Annotated in this window: 17 protein-coding genes; 11 read left to right on the forward strand and 6 right to left on the reverse strand. The window is 70.7% G+C overall.

The genetic code is table 11. The features are described from left to right. Nucleotides 1-64 precede the first annotated feature (64 nt). From AB0M83_RS02975 to AB0M83_RS02990, 4 genes are all read left to right on the forward strand, one after another. Complete coding sequence (locus AB0M83_RS02975; protein ID WP_364511548.1) at nucleotides 65-772, forward strand: Crp/Fnr family transcriptional regulator; 708 nt, start codon at nucleotides 65-67, stop codon at nucleotides 770-772. Between the two features lie 491 nt (nucleotides 773-1,263). Further along, complete coding sequence (locus AB0M83_RS02980; RefSeq protein WP_364511551.1) at nucleotides 1,264-2,229, forward strand: hypothetical protein; 966 nt, start codon at nucleotides 1,264-1,266, stop codon at nucleotides 2,227-2,229. A 4-nt stretch (nucleotides 2,230-2,233) separates the two neighbouring features. After that, the gene (locus tag AB0M83_RS02985; protein WP_364511554.1) at nucleotides 2,234-2,839 is read left to right on the forward strand and encodes a hypothetical protein; all 606 of its coding nucleotides are present in this window, start codon (nucleotides 2,234-2,236) and stop codon (nucleotides 2,837-2,839) included. Between the two features lie 20 nt (nucleotides 2,840-2,859). Then, nucleotides 2,860-3,642 carry a DUF1684 domain-containing protein gene (locus tag AB0M83_RS02990; RefSeq protein ID WP_364511557.1) on the forward strand — a complete coding sequence of 261 codons (783 nt, stop codon included), beginning with the start codon at nucleotides 2,860-2,862 and terminating at the stop codon, nucleotides 3,640-3,642. A gap of 15 nt (nucleotides 3,643-3,657) precedes the next feature. On the opposite strand, the gene AB0M83_RS02995 is transcribed toward AB0M83_RS02990, so the two are convergent. The 3 genes from AB0M83_RS02995 to AB0M83_RS03005 all read right to left on the reverse strand — a co-directional run bounded on the left by AB0M83_RS02995 (nucleotide 3,658) and on the right by AB0M83_RS03005 (nucleotide 5,315). Continuing rightward, nucleotides 3,658-4,143, reverse strand: a complete 486-nt coding sequence (locus AB0M83_RS02995) for a hypothetical protein (RefSeq protein ID WP_364511560.1) — start codon at nucleotides 4,141-4,143, stop codon at nucleotides 3,658-3,660. 154 nt (nucleotides 4,144-4,297) lie between these two features. Further along, nucleotides 4,298-4,450 (reverse strand): hypothetical protein, encoded by a 153-nt coding sequence (locus AB0M83_RS03000; RefSeq protein WP_364511562.1) that lies wholly within the window; start codon nucleotides 4,448-4,450, stop codon nucleotides 4,298-4,300. A gap of 187 nt (nucleotides 4,451-4,637) precedes the next feature. Then, on the reverse strand, nucleotides 4,638-5,315 hold the full coding sequence (locus AB0M83_RS03005) for an MBL fold metallo-hydrolase (protein ID WP_364511565.1): 678 nt from the start codon (nucleotides 5,313-5,315) through the stop codon (nucleotides 4,638-4,640). A gap of 106 nt (nucleotides 5,316-5,421) precedes the next feature. Here AB0M83_RS03005 and AB0M83_RS03010 point away from each other — a divergent pair, with 106 nt between their 5' ends. Further along, nucleotides 5,422-6,630: an acyltransferase gene (locus AB0M83_RS03010; RefSeq protein ID WP_364511568.1), complete on the forward strand. Its 1,209-nt coding sequence runs from the start codon at nucleotides 5,422-5,424 to the stop codon at nucleotides 6,628-6,630. Nucleotides 6,631-6,705: 75 nt separating this feature from the next. Next, the gene (uvrA, locus tag AB0M83_RS03015) at nucleotides 6,706-9,567 is read left to right on the forward strand and encodes an excinuclease ABC subunit UvrA (protein ID WP_364511571.1); all 2,862 of its coding nucleotides are present in this window, start codon (nucleotides 6,706-6,708) and stop codon (nucleotides 9,565-9,567) included. A 3-nt stretch (nucleotides 9,568-9,570) separates the two neighbouring features. On the opposite strand, the gene AB0M83_RS03020 is transcribed toward uvrA, so the two are convergent. Then, nucleotides 9,571-10,116 (reverse strand): fibronectin type III domain-containing protein, encoded by a 546-nt coding sequence (locus tag AB0M83_RS03020; protein ID WP_364511574.1) that lies wholly within the window; start codon nucleotides 10,114-10,116, stop codon nucleotides 9,571-9,573. A gap of 221 nt (nucleotides 10,117-10,337) precedes the next feature. Between AB0M83_RS03020 and AB0M83_RS03025 the strand changes: the two genes are divergently transcribed. The 4 genes from AB0M83_RS03025 to AB0M83_RS03040 all read left to right on the forward strand — a co-directional run bounded on the left by AB0M83_RS03025 (nucleotide 10,338) and on the right by AB0M83_RS03040 (nucleotide 12,716). After that, complete coding sequence (locus tag AB0M83_RS03025) at nucleotides 10,338-10,856, forward strand: hypothetical protein (protein WP_364511577.1); 519 nt, start codon at nucleotides 10,338-10,340, stop codon at nucleotides 10,854-10,856. A gap of 144 nt (nucleotides 10,857-11,000) precedes the next feature. Continuing rightward, a complete protein-coding gene (locus AB0M83_RS03030) occupies nucleotides 11,001-11,552 on the forward strand; it encodes a sigma-70 family RNA polymerase sigma factor (protein WP_329056855.1) in 552 nt (183 codons plus the stop codon). Then, nucleotides 11,549-12,268, forward strand: a complete 720-nt coding sequence (locus tag AB0M83_RS03035; RefSeq protein ID WP_364511579.1) for a zf-HC2 domain-containing protein — start codon at nucleotides 11,549-11,551, stop codon at nucleotides 12,266-12,268. Before AB0M83_RS03030 ends, AB0M83_RS03035 begins: the two co-directional genes overlap by 4 nt. 4 nt (nucleotides 12,269-12,272) lie before the next feature. Further along, complete coding sequence (locus AB0M83_RS03040) at nucleotides 12,273-12,716, forward strand: SRPBCC family protein (protein WP_364511581.1); 444 nt, start codon at nucleotides 12,273-12,275, stop codon at nucleotides 12,714-12,716. A gap of 103 nt (nucleotides 12,717-12,819) precedes the next feature. On the opposite strand, the gene AB0M83_RS03045 is transcribed toward AB0M83_RS03040, so the two are convergent. Beyond that, nucleotides 12,820-14,226 (reverse strand): DHA2 family efflux MFS transporter permease subunit, encoded by a 1,407-nt coding sequence (locus AB0M83_RS03045; protein WP_364511584.1) that lies wholly within the window; start codon nucleotides 14,224-14,226, stop codon nucleotides 12,820-12,822. Between the two features lie 104 nt (nucleotides 14,227-14,330). Between AB0M83_RS03045 and AB0M83_RS03050 the strand changes: the two genes are divergently transcribed. Beyond that, entirely contained in the window at nucleotides 14,331-14,732 is a 402-nt protein-coding gene (locus tag AB0M83_RS03050) for a helix-turn-helix domain-containing protein (RefSeq protein WP_285479989.1), read from the forward strand. 101 nt (nucleotides 14,733-14,833) lie between these two features. Here AB0M83_RS03050 and AB0M83_RS03055 read toward each other — a convergent pair whose 3' ends face one another. Then, nucleotides 14,834-16,198 carry a cation:dicarboxylase symporter family transporter gene (locus AB0M83_RS03055; protein WP_364511587.1) on the reverse strand — a complete coding sequence of 455 codons (1,365 nt, stop codon included), beginning with the start codon at nucleotides 16,196-16,198 and terminating at the stop codon, nucleotides 14,834-14,836. Nucleotides 16,199-16,318 lie beyond the last annotated feature (120 nt).

The following is a 16,318-nucleotide window of genomic DNA, read 5'->3' on the forward strand; positions in this document are numbered from 1 at the left end:
TACCGGTCCCGGCTCTCGCCCCGGCCCGCCACGCCGGGTTACGGTGAACCTCCGGAGGGGAACCATGGGCGGGCACGACGACACGGGCGAGGACGCACTCCTCGCCTACCTCGCCGATGCCGACCGCGAGTACCTGCTCGGCCGCGGCACCCGTCGCCGGTTCCGGGCGAACGACGTCGTGCTCATGGAGGGCGATCCGTCCGACCACGTCCACGTGCTGGTGTCCGGCTGGGTGCGCGTCTCCACGATCGTCGAGGACGGCCGTGAAGTGCTCTTCGGCCTGCGTGGCCCCGGTGAGGTCCTCGGCGATCTCGCCGCCGTGACCGGGCGGCCGCGGTCGGCGTCGGTGCGCGCGATCGAACCGTGCACCGTCTTCCAGCTGACCGGCGCGGAGTTCGTCGACGTCCTGCACACCCGGCCCGAGATCGCCATCGCGACGATCAAGACCGTCGCGGCCCGGCTCCGCGCCGCCGAGTCGGCCCGCGTCGACTCCGCCGCCTTCGACGTCAGCCGCCGGGTCGCGGTGGTCCTGGTCCGGCTGGCTGAGGAACACGGCCGGCGCGTCCCGGAAGGCGTGCTCATCGAGGGCGCGATGTCGCAGGAGGACATCGCCGCGCAGATCGGCGCGGCGCGGCGTACCGTCGCCCGGGCGTTGCACGTTCTGCGCGAGCGGGGGATCGTCGAGACCGGCCGCCGCCGGATCCTCATCCGCGAACCGCGCGTCCTGCGCGCCTTCGCCCGTTCTGAGCCAAACGGCACACAACGCCCGTGACAGCGGACCTCTGAGCGGACCCCGCCCCCGCGCGATCCTGGGTTCCGGCCGGAAAAGAAATCGGATGCCGACCGGCCGGATTCCATTTTCGAAGCGAGGTCGGGGAGTGCTTTGCCGTGGACGTCTACTGCAAGATCTTGACCCTGGCGAAATCCGTCTTCGTCGCGTTCGTGGACCGCGGCCGTCGCGGGATTCCTCGCGGCCACCGGAAACGCGGCGGAGCCGGCCGCGCCGGCGTTGCACGGCTCCGCCCCGATCTCCGCCTCGGCCTGGGTGCAGCGATGAGGAGGTGTGTGTGATGGAGAGCCACTTGATCTGGGCGCTGATCTTCGGCGCGAACTGACCCGCGGCGGCCCGGCCGGCCGGCTCGTGGGGGGCCGGCCGGCCGGGTGTTTCCGTGAATGCGGGTGTCCGCGATCTGTCACCCTCGGCGCGGAACATTCTTTGGTAATGTGGTCTGTCATTTCACCGCGGCGCCGGGAGGGGGTGGGATGCGGCCGGAGAACTCCTTCCCGTTCGTGCGCGAGCTGAACGAACTGCGCCGCGGCCGCGGGCTCGACGCGGCCGACCTGCACCAGCGGATCGGTCCCTGCCTGCGCGAAGCGTGCGATATCACCGACGCCGACCAGCCGTCCGCCGCCCGGGAGAAGCTCGTCCTGCGGCTCACCGAGCTGTGCGGCCGGCTGCCGGCCGACCTGCGGCTGGCCGCGCTCGCGGCGTTCGGCCTGCACGAAGAGGCCGCGGGGGAGTTCCTCGACCGGCGGATCTCGTGGCTGGCCAGCGTCCTGGACCGCGATCCGCGCACCGCGCGCCGCCGGATCGACCTCGCGTTCCGCCGGCTCGACGAGCTGCTCGGCGCACCCCCGCCGGGGCGTGACCGGCACCCGCTGGCCGGCTGGTACGCCGAGTCGACCAAGGCCGTGCTCCGGCTCGACCACGACCCGCCCGATCTGCAGGAGGAGCGCCGGATCGTCGCGGAGGTCGACGAGCTGGACGAGCTGGTGCTCTCCTTCAGCGTCCCCGCCCAGCCGGGCAGCGACCCGGTGCCGGACATCACCGCCGACGTCCTGTTCGGCGGCGAGATCGTCGAAGCGCGCCAGGTTTCGGCGAGCCACGCGCAGTTCGTCATGCGGCTCCCCAGCCCGTTGCGGCTCGGCCAGCGGCACGAGTACGGGATCCGCTTCGCGCCGCGGCGGACGTCGCTGCGGCCGTACTACGTCATGACGCCCTTGCGTCGCTGTGAAGAGTTCTCGGTGCGCGTCCGGTTCGACCGCGCCGAGCCGCCGCCGCGCGTGTGGCGGCTCAACGGCGTGCCGGGCCGGGTCGTCGACGACGGCGTCGACTCGGGCGACGCGCTGACGGTCAACCGGGTCGGCGAGGTGGCGCTCGAGTTCCACGACCTGCACCAAGGGCTGAGTTACGGCCTGCAGTGGTCCTTCGATCCCCGGGAGGACTGAAGCCATGCGGACCGTCCCGGTGGCCGCGACCGTCGTCCGGATCGGGATCGTCGCCCCGAGCCGCGGCGGCACCGCCCGCGCGGTGCACCTCGGCGCCACCCTCGACGGGGTGCTGGACGAGGTGTTCGACCACGTCCCGGTGCCGTACCGCACGCCGACCTGGTACCGCCGGGCGGAGGGGGACAACACGACGCTGGTCCTCCCGCCGGCCGTGCCGCGGGAGTGGGTCGTGACGGGGTTCGCGGGCGACGTGGCCGGGGCGTTGCGGCGCCGCAACCGCCACCTCAACGAGTTCGGCCGGCTTCGGCTGAGGCTGGCCGCCGACCACGGCGACGTCGTGCTGCGGCCGCCGAACTTCGGCGGCGCCGCGATCGCGCTGGCGGTCTGGCTGTGCGAGGCGGAGGTGCTGAAGGCGGCGATGGCCGAGGCACCGGAGCTCGACCGGCTGCTCATCGTCTCCGACCGGTTCCACGCGGCGATCGACGACCTGGCGGGCTTCCGGCGCGTCGTCGTCCCCGCCGGTGGTGAGCGGGAGATCGCGTGGCTGTGGACGGGTCCGGATACTGGGACGCGGAATACCGGCTCGGGCGAGGGGTTGGCACCGTCATAGCCGAGCAGAAGGGGCCCGCGATGAGCACGTTCACGAGCGAGTGGCAGGACTGGAAGACGCAGCGTGAGGAGGACCTCGCGGCACCCCACGGCTGGCTGGCGCTGGTGTCGCTCGACTGGCTGACCGACGCCCCGCGGGAGTACCCCGGCATCCCCGGCCGCTGGTGGCAGGACGCCGAAGCGGCGTACGTCGACCCCGCCGGCGCGACGCTGACGCACGAGGGCTGCCCGATCACCGAGACCCGCCGCTTCGAGCTGGTCAACAGCGGCGCGGGCACGCGCGTGCTGGCCGGCGACGTCGAGATCGAGGTCGCCCGCCGGTCGGGGTACCTGATCCGCGTCCACGACCCGAAGGCCGAGGTGCTGCGCGAGTTCCACGGCATCCCGGCGTACGAGCCGTCGCCGTCCTGGGTCGTCTCGGGCCGCTTCGAGCCGTTCGACTCGCCGCGGCCCACGACGGTCGGTGCCGTGGTGGAGGGCTTGAGCCACGTCTACACGGCGCCGGGCGTGGTCCACTTCTCCTGGGCGGGAAAGTCGCACACGCTCACTGCGTTCAACGGCAAGGACGGCGGCTTCAGCATCCTGTTCACGGACGAGACGAGCGGCGTCACGACGTACGCGGCGAACCGCTCGCTGCCGGTCGGCGCGCCCGCGCCGGATGGTTCGGTGACGCTGGACTTCAACCGGGCGGTGAACCTGCCGTGCGCGTTCACGGACTTCGCGACGTGCCCGCTGCCGCCGGCGGGCAACCACCTGCCGTTCGCGGTCGAGGCGGGGGAGAAGATCCCGTACGAGCGCGGATGACTCCCCCGCCCGCGATCAGTGGGCCACGTCGATGACGATGCGGTTGGGCGCGGTGAGCGTGAAGACGTTCACCGTGGTCCGCGACCGCACTCCGAGCCCGACCAGCAGATGGGCCTCCCAGTCCCCGATGACGGCGACGGCCATGACGTTGGAGAGGTTCCGCGTCCGGAACTTCTGCGGCCCGGGGTAGGTGGGATTCCCGTTGTCATCGTGCGCGGCGGCGTAGGGCACGCTGACGTTGATGAAGTACTCCCCGGTGAGCCACACGACTTCGGTGCTCGGATCGGCGATGAGCTCGTCGACGAGCTGGTAGCTGGGGGTGGGCGCGCTCCCGGGCCCGAGGTCGAGCACGATCCGGTCGAACGTGGGGTTGTTCCCGGTCCGGATGGCGGTCAGCGTGGGAACGCTTTGAACGGCGGCACCCGAGGGCGCAGCGGCGGCGAGCGTCCCGGCGAGCACGATGGCGACGGCGAGGAGCGCGCGTCTGACGGGTCTGGACATGGTGGGCCTCCTGGGTGAAACCGGTGGAAGTCCCAGCGCTGGGTCTACGGGGGACGTCCGGTTCGTCCGGGAAGTTGCGCTCGGGTTCCGGATCGTTACCCGGCTGCTCCGAACGTGTTTTCGGCGTCCGGAGCAGCCGCGGCGCGGGCGGGCCCTACTTCCAGTGGCCGCCGTGTTCGTTGCACACCAGGCCCGTGGACGAGCAGTTCTTGCACGACAGCTTGTCGCCCAGCAGGCTGCGCGCCCGTCCGCCGTTGCAGGCGGAACAGTCGTGCAGCGGCCGGTGGCACTTGCGGCAGTCGGACATGGGTCACTCCTCGGTCGGCCGTTCGGCGGGAATCCCGGTGCAGTGGGCCGACTCGGCACTGCTTCGGTTCCCGGACACGGTCGCTTCGCTCGGAGTGCCTGTTACGCGGTGCGAACTCCTTGCCCCGTCACGTAACGTGAACGGGGCCGCCCGCGCAGCGGGCAGCCCCGTTCCGTAAGCCTTCAGCTCACCAGCCGCGCTCGCGCCACTCCTTCAGCTTCGGGCGCTCGGCTCCCAGCGTCGAGTCGTCCCCGTGACCCGGGTAGAACCACGTCTCATCCGGCAGCTCGCCGAAGACGCGCGACTCCAAATCGTCCATCAGGCTCCCGAAGTCCTCGGGATTCGTCGTCCGCCCAGGACCCCCAGGGAACAGTGAATCCCCCGTGAACAGATGCGGATCCCCGGCCGGGTCGCGATAAAGGAGAGCGATCGATCCCGGCGTGTGCCCCCGCAGGTGGATCACCGACAGCGTGACCTGCCCCACGGTCAGCGTGTCGCCGTGCTCGACGAGGAAGTCCGGCGGTACCGGCAACGGCGAAGCGTCCAACGGGTGCGCCGCCGTGTTGGAGCCGTTCGCTCCCGCCACCGCTCCCAGGGCCTGCCAGTGGTCCTGGTGCTGGTGGGTCGTCACCACCGTGCGCAGCGCCGGGCGGTCCGGGCCGTGGCCGATCAGGTCCGAGATGCGCTCCGGGTCGCTCGCCGCGTCGATCAGGAGCGCCTCCTGCGATGCCCGGCACACGAGCAGGTACGCGTTGTTGTCCATCGGGCCGACGGACAGCTTGGTGATGGTCAGCGCGTCCAGGGTCCGCCGGGTGGCGTCGCCGCCCGGGTCGACGTGCCCGGTGTAGGTCTCCACGATGTTCACCCCGCACACGGTAGTCGTTTCGCTCCAACCGGTTCCACCCGCACAAGCGCGCGCTCACCCCGCCACGTAGGCTCGGGAAGCCCAGCCCGCCGACCCCAGGAAGACCGTGCCCACCACCCCGACGGCGCCGCGCCGGATCAGCTGGGACCTCCTCCGCGTAGTCGCCGTTCTCGCGGTGATCCTCGGGCACGTCACGCACCAAGGGGCGCTCCTGCACCCCGAACTCACGGGGTACCCCATCAGGGTGACAGCGCAGTTCGGCGCCGCGATCCTGCTGGTGATCTCCGCCTTCTTCGTTTGCGCGAGCCTCCGCAAGGGCAATCCGCGCCGGTGGCTGTGGAACCGCGTCGCGCGCCTCGTGCCCGCCTACCTCGTCGCGGTCCTGGTGACCTACGTCGTCACGCGGTACGCCGCCATCTCCTTCAGCGGCCTGCCCTACCCGCCCGGCGTCACCGGCTTCCTCTTCGGGGTGCCGGCGGGGCCGCCGTCGAACCCGTCGCCGTGGTACATCCCGACCGGGCTCGACCTGGTCGCCAACCTCGGCATGGTGCAGGAGTGGGGCGTGCGCTCGGAGACGTTCTACTACCTCGACGGCTCCTACTGGACGCTGCCGGTGCAGCTGCTGGCCTTCACCGGCGCCGCCCTGCTGTGGCCGCGGTCGTGGCGCACCCACCGGCTGACCGTCGCCCTGCTGTGGGCCCTGATCCTCGTCCCGCTCGCGTTCCGCTTCCTCGTCTTCCCGCCGGGGACGGCGAGCCCGGTCGCCGAGACCTTCTTCTACGGCCTGGGCCTGCACCGGCTGCACGTCTTCGCCATCGGCGTCGCGCTGTGGTTCTGGTCTCGGCACCGGCTCCGGACGTGGCACGCCGCGCTGTTCGCCGCCGCGGCGGTCGCGGCGCAGGACCTGCAGGTCTTCCCGTTCCACGTCGCGCTGCCGCAGGACGCCGAGCGCTGGCCGTCCACGATCGGGTTCGCCGTGCTCCTGCTGCTGGTCTGCCTCGCCGCCCGCGGCCCGGACTGGCGGTTCCCCGGACTGGCGAGGATCGCCCCGGCCGTCACCTGGCTCGCGGGCATCTCGTATGGTCTTTATCTGGTGCACCAGGAACTGGGTTACGTCCTGGCCCGCGCTCTGCTCGACGCCGGCCTGCCCGGCTGGCTGCGGCTCCCCGTGGTCGTCGGCGCCGCCGTGCTGGCCGGCTGGGCGGTCACCGCGGGGGTCGAACGGCCGGTCCACCGGTGGCTCACCGCCCGCCGAAACCCGGAAGAACCGCAGGTCAGAGACGCGGAACCAGTTTCTGTCGGTGGTGGCTCGTAGCATGGAGACGCCGCCCGTGCAGCCTCCTCTCCGGGCCGGCAACCGCAGCTGAGAATGACATTGAAGGGACCTGGCGTGGCTGATCGCCTCGTTGTTCGCGGCGCCCGCGAGCACAACCTCCGCGGCGTGGATCTCGACCTGCCCCGCGACAGCCTGATCGTGTTCACCGGTCTGTCCGGGTCCGGGAAGTCGAGCCTCGCCTTCGACACCATCTTCGCCGAAGGGCAGCGGCGCTACGTCGAGTCGCTCTCGGCGTACGCCCGCCAGTTCCTCGGGCAGATGGACAAGCCGGACGTCGACTTCATCGAGGGCCTCTCGCCCGCGGTGTCGATCGACCAGAAGTCCACCTCGCGCAACCCGCGCTCGACCGTGGGCACGATCACCGAGGTCTACGACTACCTGCGCCTGCTCTACGCGCGAGCCGGCAAGGCGCACTGCCCCAAGTGCGGCGAGCCGATCAGCAAGCAGACCCCGCAGCAGATCGTCGACCAGGTGCTGGAGATGGACGAAGGCGTCCGCTTCCAGGTGCTCGCGCCGGTGGTGCGCGGGCGCAAGGGCGAGTACGTCGATCTGTTCGAGAACCTGCAGCAGCAGGGCTACGCACGCGTGGTCGTCGACGGCACGGTCCACGCGCTCACCGACCCGCCGAAGCTGAAGAAGCAGGAAAAGCACCAGATCGGCGTGGTCATCGACCGGCTGAGCGTGAAGTCGAGCTCGCGCCAGCGGCTCACCGACTCGGTCGAGACGGCGCTGCGGCTGGCCGACGGCCTGATCGAGCTCGAGTTCGTCGACCTGCCGGAGAACGACCCGCACCGGATCCGCGGCTTCTCCGAGAACCTGGCCTGCCCGAACGGCCACCCGCTGGCCATCGAGGACCTCGAGCCCCGCTCGTTCTCCTTCAACTCGCCCTACGGCGCCTGCCCCGAGTGCACCGGCATCGGCATCCGCAAGGAGGTCGACCCGGAGCTGGTGGTCCCGGACGACGAGCTGTCGCTGGCCGAGGGCGCGATCGCGCCGTGGTCGGGCGGGCAGAGCGCGGACTACTTCATCCGGCTGCTGGAGTCGCTGTCGGAGACCATCGGCTTCCGGATGGACACGCCGTGGCGCCGCCTGCCCGCGCGGGCCCAGAAGGCCGTGCTGCACGGCGTCGACGAGCAGGTGCACGTCCGCTACAAGAACCGCTACGGCCGTCAGCGGTCGTACTACGCGGCGTTCGAGGGCGTCATCCCGTTCCTCGAGCGGCGCCAGGAGCAGACCGAGTCCGAGTACATGCGGGAGCGGTACGAGGGCTACATGCGCGAGGTGCCGTGCCCGGCCTGCCAGGGCACCCGGCTCAAGCCGGAGATCCTCGCCGTCACGCTGGCGCACAAGTCCCGCGGCGACATGTCGATCGCCGAGGTCTGCGCGCTCTCCATCGCGGAGGCGTCGCAGTTCCTCGACGAGCTGGAGCTCGGGCAGCGCGAGTCGATGATCGCCGGCGCGGTGCTCAAGGAGATCCAGGCGCGGCTGCGCTTCCTGCTCGACGTCGGCCTGACCTACCTCTCGCTCGACCGCGCGTCGGCGACGCTGTCGGGCGGCGAGGCCCAGCGGATCCGGCTCGCCACGCAGATCGGCTCCGGCCTGGTCGGCGTGCTGTACGTGCTCGACGAGCCGTCGATCGGCCTGCACCAGCGCGACAACCACCGCCTGATCGAGACGCTGACGCGGCTGCGGAACCTGGGCAACACGCTGATCGTCGTCGAGCACGACGAAGACACGATCCGCTCGAGCGACTGGGTGGTCGACATCGGCCCGGGCGCGGGCGAGCACGGCGGCCACATCGTCCACAGTGGACCGTACAAGAAGCTGCTGAAGAGCAAGGACTCCCTGACCGGCCAGTACCTGTCCGGGCGGCGGAAGATCGAGGTGCCGGCGATCCGGCGCCCGATCGACAAGAAGCGGCAGCTGACCGTCGTGGGCGCGCGCGAGCACAACCTGCGCGGCCTGGACGTCTCGTTCCCGCTCGGCTGCCTGGTCTCGGTCACCGGTGTCTCGGGCTCGGGCAAGTCCACGCTGGTGAACGACATCCTCGCGACGGTGCTGGCGAACAAGCTCAACGGTGCCCGCCAGGTGCCGGGCCGCCACACCCGTGTGAACGGCCTGGGCCACGTCGACAAGCTGGTGCGCGTCGACCAGTCGCCGATCGGGCGGACCCCGCGGTCCAACCCGGCCACCTACACGGGCGTCTGGGACCACGTGCGCAAGCTGTTCGCGGCGACGACCGAGGCGAAGGTCCGCGGCTACCAGCAGGGCCGGTTCTCGTTCAACGTCAAGGGCGGCCGCTGCGAGGCGTGCGCCGGCGACGGCACGATCAAGATCGAGATGAACTTCCTGCCGGACGTCTACGTCCCGTGCGAGGTCTGCAAGGGCGCGCGGTACAACCGGGAAACCCTCGAGGTGCACTACAAGGGCAAGACCGTCTCGGACGTGCTCGACATGCCCATCGAGGAGGCCGCGGAGTTCTTCGAGCCGATCAAGGCCATCCACCGCCACCTGCAGACGCTGGTGGACGTCGGCCTCGGCTACGTCCGGCTCGGCCAGCCCGCGCCGACGCTCTCCGGCGGTGAGGCGCAGCGCGTCAAGCTGGCCAGCGAGCTGCAGAAGCGCTCCACCGGCAAGACGGTCTACATCCTCGACGAGCCGACGACCGGTCTGCACTTCGAGGACATCAACAAGCTGATCGGCGTGATCAACGGGCTGGTCGACAAGGGCAACTCGGTGATCGTGATCGAGCACAACCTCGACGTGATCAAGACGTCCGACTGGATCATCGACATGGGCCCGGAGGGTGGCAACGGTGGCGGCACGATCGTCGCCGAGGGCACGCCGGAGCACGTCGCGGCCGTCGAGGAGAGCTACACGGGCGAGTTCCTGCGCCACGTCCTCACGCCCGAGTAAGGCCTACTGCCGCTCCTTCCCGGTGGTCTGGTGGACCACCGGGGAGAGCGGCCCGTAGTGCAGCGTCCGGAGCCGGTAGGCGGAGTCCTCCTCTCCGGGCAGCAGCGACAACACGCACGTCGTCGCGTCCGGGCCGGTCACCTCGACCGGGTCGAAGCCCGGCGCGCCCGGCCGCCGGATCTCCAGCAGGAAGCCGGCTTCGTCGCTCGTGCGATCGGCCCACGTGAAGGTCACCGTGCCGCCCGACGTCACCTGGTGCAGCTCGGTCGAGACCGGACCGGTGAACGGTTGTTCCCGGTAGTAGAACGGCGTCTCCGGGATCAGGTCCGGGTGGTGGTAGCTCGTCGTGTGCGGCGGCAGGAACCGCAGGGTCGTCCACGGCCCGGCGGGATCGTGGGCGTACTCGACGCGGTGGCCGTCGGCGTCGTCCGGCCAGCTCAGCACCACGTCGGTGGGCGTGGTGAGCGTCGCGGTGAACGACGGTGCCGGCGCGGCGGCCGAACAGCCCGCGGCCAGTAGCACGACGAGGAAGAGGGGTTTCACGGACACGGCGGCTCCCGGGTGAAGCGGGGGCGGCGGCGAACGTGATCAGCTTAGGAACCCGCCCGCACGGCGACAAGGTCGTGCCGATCACCGGAACGCACCAATCCGGCCCCGGATCGGCACCGAATCGCGCGAAACCCCGCTGAACCGTTTCCCGCGACCGTCCGTGTCTCAGGTGTCGAGGTCCGCCGGACGGCGGTGCCGCCCTCACCGAGGAGAGAAACGCCATGAACCGTATCCGGACGGCCAGTTTGTGCGCCGCCGCGATCGCCGTCGTCGCCCCCTTGTCGGCCTGCGGCGACATGGCGTCCGCGGGGGCCGGGAACCCGGACCACGGCCGGCCCGGGCACGTGATGCTCGCCGCCACGCAGGTCGCCGGGGTCGGCACGGTCGTCACCGACGCCGCCGGCAAGACGCTCTACCGGTTCGACAAGGACATGGCGACGCCGCCGATGTCCCACTGCGAGGCCGAGTGCGCCACGACGTGGCCGCCCGCGCTGGCCGGAGAAGGCTCGCCGATGCTCGAGGGCATCCAGGACAGCCAGGTCGGCACGCTGGCGCGGCCGGACGGCAGCAAGCAGCTCACGCTCAACGGCTGGGCGCTGTACGAGTTTTCGGGCGACAAGGCCCCCGGGCAGCTGAACGGCCAGGGCGCCAACGGCACCTGGTTCGCCGTCGCGCCGGACGGCAGCAAGATCACCGCGGGCGGCCAAGGGCAGCCCGCGGCCGGTGGCTCCGGCTACTGAACACCGACGGTTTCCGGGCAGAACGAGGAAGGATGGCAGCCGATGAACACCATGGTCGCGCTGCGCTCGACGCACGCACCGCCGGTGGAGCTGAGGGTTGCACTACTGTCCTCGACGACTCAGAACACCGTCGGGAGGACGAGGGTGGCCATAGGAGGCAGGCGGCCTAAGAAGGCCAAGGGCGAGGACCTGATTCGGCAGCTGTACGCCGAACACGGCCGGAGCCTGCTGGCTTACGCGACGAGGCTGACCGGTGATCGGGCGGCAGCCGAGGACGTGGTCCAGGAGACGCTGGTCCGAGCGTGGAAACACGCCGACGACCTGCAGAACGACGGGAAGGGCTCGGTGCGCGGCTGGTTGCTGACCGTCGCGCGCAACCTGGTCACCGACCGGGCACGTGCCCGGGCGGCCCGGCCACAGGAGGTGGCCGAACCGGCCGACGGCGCGCCGACCCCGGCCGTCGAGCGCGATCACGCCCAGGGCGTGGTCGACTCGATGACGGTGCTCGGCGCGATGGACGGCCTGTCGAACGAACACCGAGAGGTCCTGGTGGAGATCTACTACCGGGGACGGACGGTGGCCGAAGCGGCGAGAACACTGGGCGTCGCACCAGGTACCGTGAAATCAAGGTCTTACTACGCACTGAGAGCACTGAGAGCAGCGATGATTTCGAGCGGAACGGAGGTGGCGCGATGAACTCGGTCGACGAGAGTCACACGCAGCTCGGCGCGTACGCCCTCGGCGCGCTCGATCCCGGGGAGGCGGCCGACTTCGAGCGGCGGCACCTGCAGACCTGCGCGCAGTGCCGGTTCGACCTGAACGAGCTCGTGGCGTTGCGCGAGTCGCTCGACGAGGTACCGTCCGAGGCGTTCCTCGACGGGCCGCCCGAAGGCGGGGACCTGCTGCTGCAGAAGACCCTGCGGCGGGTGCGCGACGAAGAAGAAGCGGCACCGGTCCGTTCGGGCGGGTCGTCACGCCGGGGCCTGGCCCTGGTCGCGGCGGCGGTGCTGGTGGTGGCCGCGCTCGGCGGCGGGATCCTCGTGGGCCGGCAGACCGGTTCGGACAGCGCGCCCATCGCGATTCCCGCACAGCCCACCGAGGTGCCCGGCACGAAGAGTGTCGAAGGGCGGGATCCGACGACCGGCGTGCAGCTGGCCGCGTCGGTGAGCCCCTTCCAGGGCTGGGTCCGGGTGAACGTCGCGGTGAAGGGCGTGCACGCGGGGGAGAAGTGCCTGCTGCAGATCACGACCAAGGGCGGTCAGTCGGTGACCGCCGGCAGCTGGCAGGTGTCGGAGAAGTGGGAGAGCCAGGGCTTCTCGCTCGACGGGTCCGCGCTGGTCGCGCCCGACGACGTGAAGTCGGTCGACATCGTCACGATGGACGGCCGGAAGCTGGTCTCGGCCCAGGTGTGAGGCCGTGAAGGGCGCGCGCTACCGGTTCAGCAGCACGTGGCTGCTGCCCGGTACCGCGCCCGAGCGGGTGTTCGGCGCGGTCACCGACCTCGCCGGCTACCCGCGGTGGTGGTCGGACGTCCGCACGGTGCGCCGGGTGGACGACGACACCGCCGAGCTGGTCTGCCGGTCCCGGCTCCCGTTCCGCCTGGTCGTCCGGATGCACCGGGAGCACCAGGACGAGCGAGCGGGCCTGATGCGGGTCCGGTTGAGCGGCGACCTGGACGGGGTGCTGGCCGGAGCGGTCCACGCGGCGGGCGCGGACACGCTCCTGCGGATCACCCAGGACGTCCAGGCTCGCAAGGAGCTGCTGCGGCGGCTCGACGCGGTGGCCCGGCCGCTCTTCCGCGCGAACCACGCGCTGATGATGCGGCGGGGCCACCGCGGCCTCCGCTCCTACCTCACGTAACCCCGGCCCGAGCGCCCCAATGTGGCCTTCGGTGCGTTCAACGCACCGAAGGGCCCCTTGGGTGCGTTGAACGCAACCAAGGCCACATTGGGGCGCTCTTGGCCTACCCGGCGACGCAGACCTCGGGTTCCGGGGCCGGGGAAGCGGCCCGGCGGGTCAGGACCAGGCCGCCCAGGGCGACCGCCGCGATCAGGAAGCCCGCGCTGACCCCGTACGCCAGCCGGAAGCCCGACGCCAGTGCCTCGCGGTGATCCACCGCTTGAAGGCTCGCCGTCCGGGACGCCGCCACCGTCGCCAGCACCGCCGTGCCGATCGCCGCACCGACCTGCTGGGTCGTGTTGATCAGACCGGACGCCACGCCGGCGTCCGCCGGGGCGACGCCGGACATCGCCAGCCCCATCAGCGCGGGGATCGCCGCTCCCGCGCCGAGGCCCATCAGCAGCAGCGGCGGCAGGACGCCGGCGAAGTAGCCGCCGGACACCTGCGTCAGCAGCAGCAAGCCCACGATCACCAGGCCGAGGCCGGCCAGCAGCACCGCCCGCGGCCCGAACCGCGCCGCCAGCTTGTCCGCGAAGCCCAGCGACGCCACCGCGATCACCACCGGCACCGGCAGGAACGCGACGCCGGTCCGCAGCGCGTCGAGGCCCAGCACCTGCTGCAGGTACAACGCCGTGACGAACTGGAAGCCCAGCATCCCGGCGACCATCAGCACCATCACCACGTTCGCGCCGGTGACCGCGCGGATCCGGAACAGCCGCAGCGGCAGCAGCGGCGTGCGCGCCTTCGCCTGCCGCACCACGAACGCGGCCAGCAGCGCGGCGGCCGCGGCCAGCGCACCCCAGGCGTGGGACGAGATGCCGTACACGCCGAGCATCACCGCGGCGGTGACCAGCACCGCGCCGAGGACGTCCAGGCCGGCGCGCAGGCCCGGGCCGCGGTCGGCCTCGACCACGCGCACCGCCAGCACCAGCGCGACGAGCCCGATGGGCAGGTTGACGTAGAACGTCCAGTGCCAGCTGAGCGCCTGCGTCAGCGCACCACCCGCGATGAGCCCGATCGACGCGCCCGCGGCCTGCGTGAAGCTGTAGACGCCGATCGCGCGAGCCCGGGCCCGCGGCTCGGGGTACATCGTGACGATCATGCCGAGCACGACGGCCGACGCGAGCGCGCCGCCGACGCCCTGCGCGAACCGCGAGACGACGAGGACACCCGCGTCCGAAGCCAGGCCCGCGACCAGGGAAGCGAAGGTGAACAGGCTGAGGCCGCCGAGGAAGACGCGGCGGCGCCCGAGCAGGTCGCCGAGCCGGCCGGAGATCAGGAGCAGGCCGCCGAAGGCGACCAGGTACGCCGTGACGACCCAGGCGAGGCCGGCGGGCGTGAAGCCGAGGTCGGCCTGGATCGCGGGCAGCGCCACCGCGACGATGCTGCTGTCGAGCACGACCATCAGCGACGCGGCGCACAGCACCGCCAGCGCGAGGCCGCGGGAGCGGATGGGATGGTTCTCGGCCATGTCAGACCTTCCAGTCGAGCGTTCCCCCTGGTCGTCGCCAGGGCACTTCTTGTAACAGTGCCCATCATGTGTGACCATGGGTGCGCCCGGAAGGAGGCACTTCCATGTCCCAGGGGAACATCGGTGTACCTGTCCAGGTCACCGAGATCGACCCGGAGAAACTCGACGTCTGCACGGTGCTGGAGGTCATCAACCGGATCAGTGGCAAGTGGGCGATCGGCATCCTCCTGGAGGCCATCCGCGGCCCGGTGCGCTTCACCGAGCTGGAACGCGCGGTCAACGGGATCAGCCGCCGGATGCTGACCCTGACGCTGCGCAACCTCGAGCGCGACGGCTTGCTGGAGCGCACGATCTACCCGACGGTCCCGCCGCGTGTGGAGTACGAAGCCACGCCGATGGCGAAGGAGCTGTACCAGTCGCTGAGCGGCCTGCTCGGCTGGGCGGAGCGGCACCGCGAAGACATCGCCGCCGCGCGCGTCGTCTACGACGGGCACGCCGCCTGCTGAAGCGGACGTGGAAACGGGCCGCTGCGCGAAGTCGGGGAACTCGCACAGCGGCCCGTCGTGGTTCGTGCTCAGCGGGAGCGTGAGCACGAACGTTTTCGGTGTTACCTGGCGGGTTCCTTGACGTCGTCCAGGTCGTCGGTGCCGGCGGCGTGGCTGTGCTCGTCGAGCATCGTGGCCTCGTCGAAGGGTTCCTGGCCGGAGAAGACGCGGTGCGCCTTCTCGCGGTCGAACTCCTTCGTCCAGTTTCCGATGAGGACGGTCGCGACGGCGTTGCCCGCGAAGTTCGTCAGCGCACGGGCTTCCGACATGAACCGGTCGATGCCGAGGATGAAACCGACGCCGTTGACCAGTTCCGGCCGGTGCGACTGCAGGCCGCTCGCCAGGGTCGCGATGCCCGAGCCGCTGACGCCCGCCGCGCCCTTGGACGCGATGATCATGAAGGCCAGCAGGCCGATCTGCGAACCGATCGACAGCGGTTCGTCCTGGGCCGCGGCGATGAACAACGTCGCCATGGTCAGGTAGATCGCGGTGCCGTCCAGGTTGAACGAGTAGCCGGTCGGCACCGTGATGCCGACGACCGACTTGCTGACACCGACGTGCTCCATCTTCGCGATCAGCCGCGGCAGCGCCGACTCCGACGACGACGTCGACAGGATCAGCAGGAACTCGCGGCCGAGGTAGCGCAGCAGGTTCCAGATGAACACGCGGGCGCCGAGCCACAGCACGATCCCGAGGACCACGAACACGAACACCAGGCAGGTCGCGTAGAACCCGATCATGATCACCGCGAGGCTCTTCAACGCCGCCCAGCCGGTCGCGCCGACCACGGCCGCGATGGCGCCGAACGCGCCGATCGGGGCGGCCCACATGATCATGGCGAGGATGCGGAACACCAGGCGCTGGATGTGCTCGATGCCCCGCAGGATCGGTGCGCCCTTCGGGCCCAGCTTCTGCAGCGCGAACCCGACGAGCAGCGCGACCAGCAGGGTCTGCAGGACCTCGCCTTCGGTGAAGGCGGATACGAGTGTCTTCGGGATGATGCCGAGCAGGAAGTCGACCGGGCCTTCGGCGCCACCGGCGGACTTCTGGACGCTCTTCACGTCGGCCGGGTTGAGGTGCAGGCCGGTGCCCGGGTGCAGGATGTTGCCGACGACCAGGCCGATCGCCAGGGCGAAGGTCGACATGATGATGAAGTAGAACAACGCCATCAGACCGACCTTGCCGACCTTGGCCGCCTTCGCGACCGAGCCGACGCCGATGACGATGGTGCAGAAGATGATCGGCGTGATCATCATCTTGATCAGGTTGACGAAGCCGTCGCCGAGGGGCTTGAGGCCCTTGGCGAAGCCCGGGAAGAGGAAGCCCACCAGGATCCCGAGCGCGACCGCGACGATCACGGCCAGGTACAGGTAGTGGGTCTTGTCCCGCTTGCGCGGGGTCTCCTCGGTCGTCGGTGGGGTCGGCACCGTTGCCTCCAGCTCAGGGGTGTTCCAGGTTGCGGCACACTGTAGGCCCATCCGGGTGACCCGGCTCACTTGTGTTCATTGAGTTCGCGATGATCGCCACCGTCCCGTTCGGACACCCGG

Source organism: Amycolatopsis sp. NPDC051106 (assembly GCF_040682775.1).
Taxonomy (GTDB): Bacteria; Actinomycetota; Actinomycetes; order Mycobacteriales; family Pseudonocardiaceae; genus Amycolatopsis.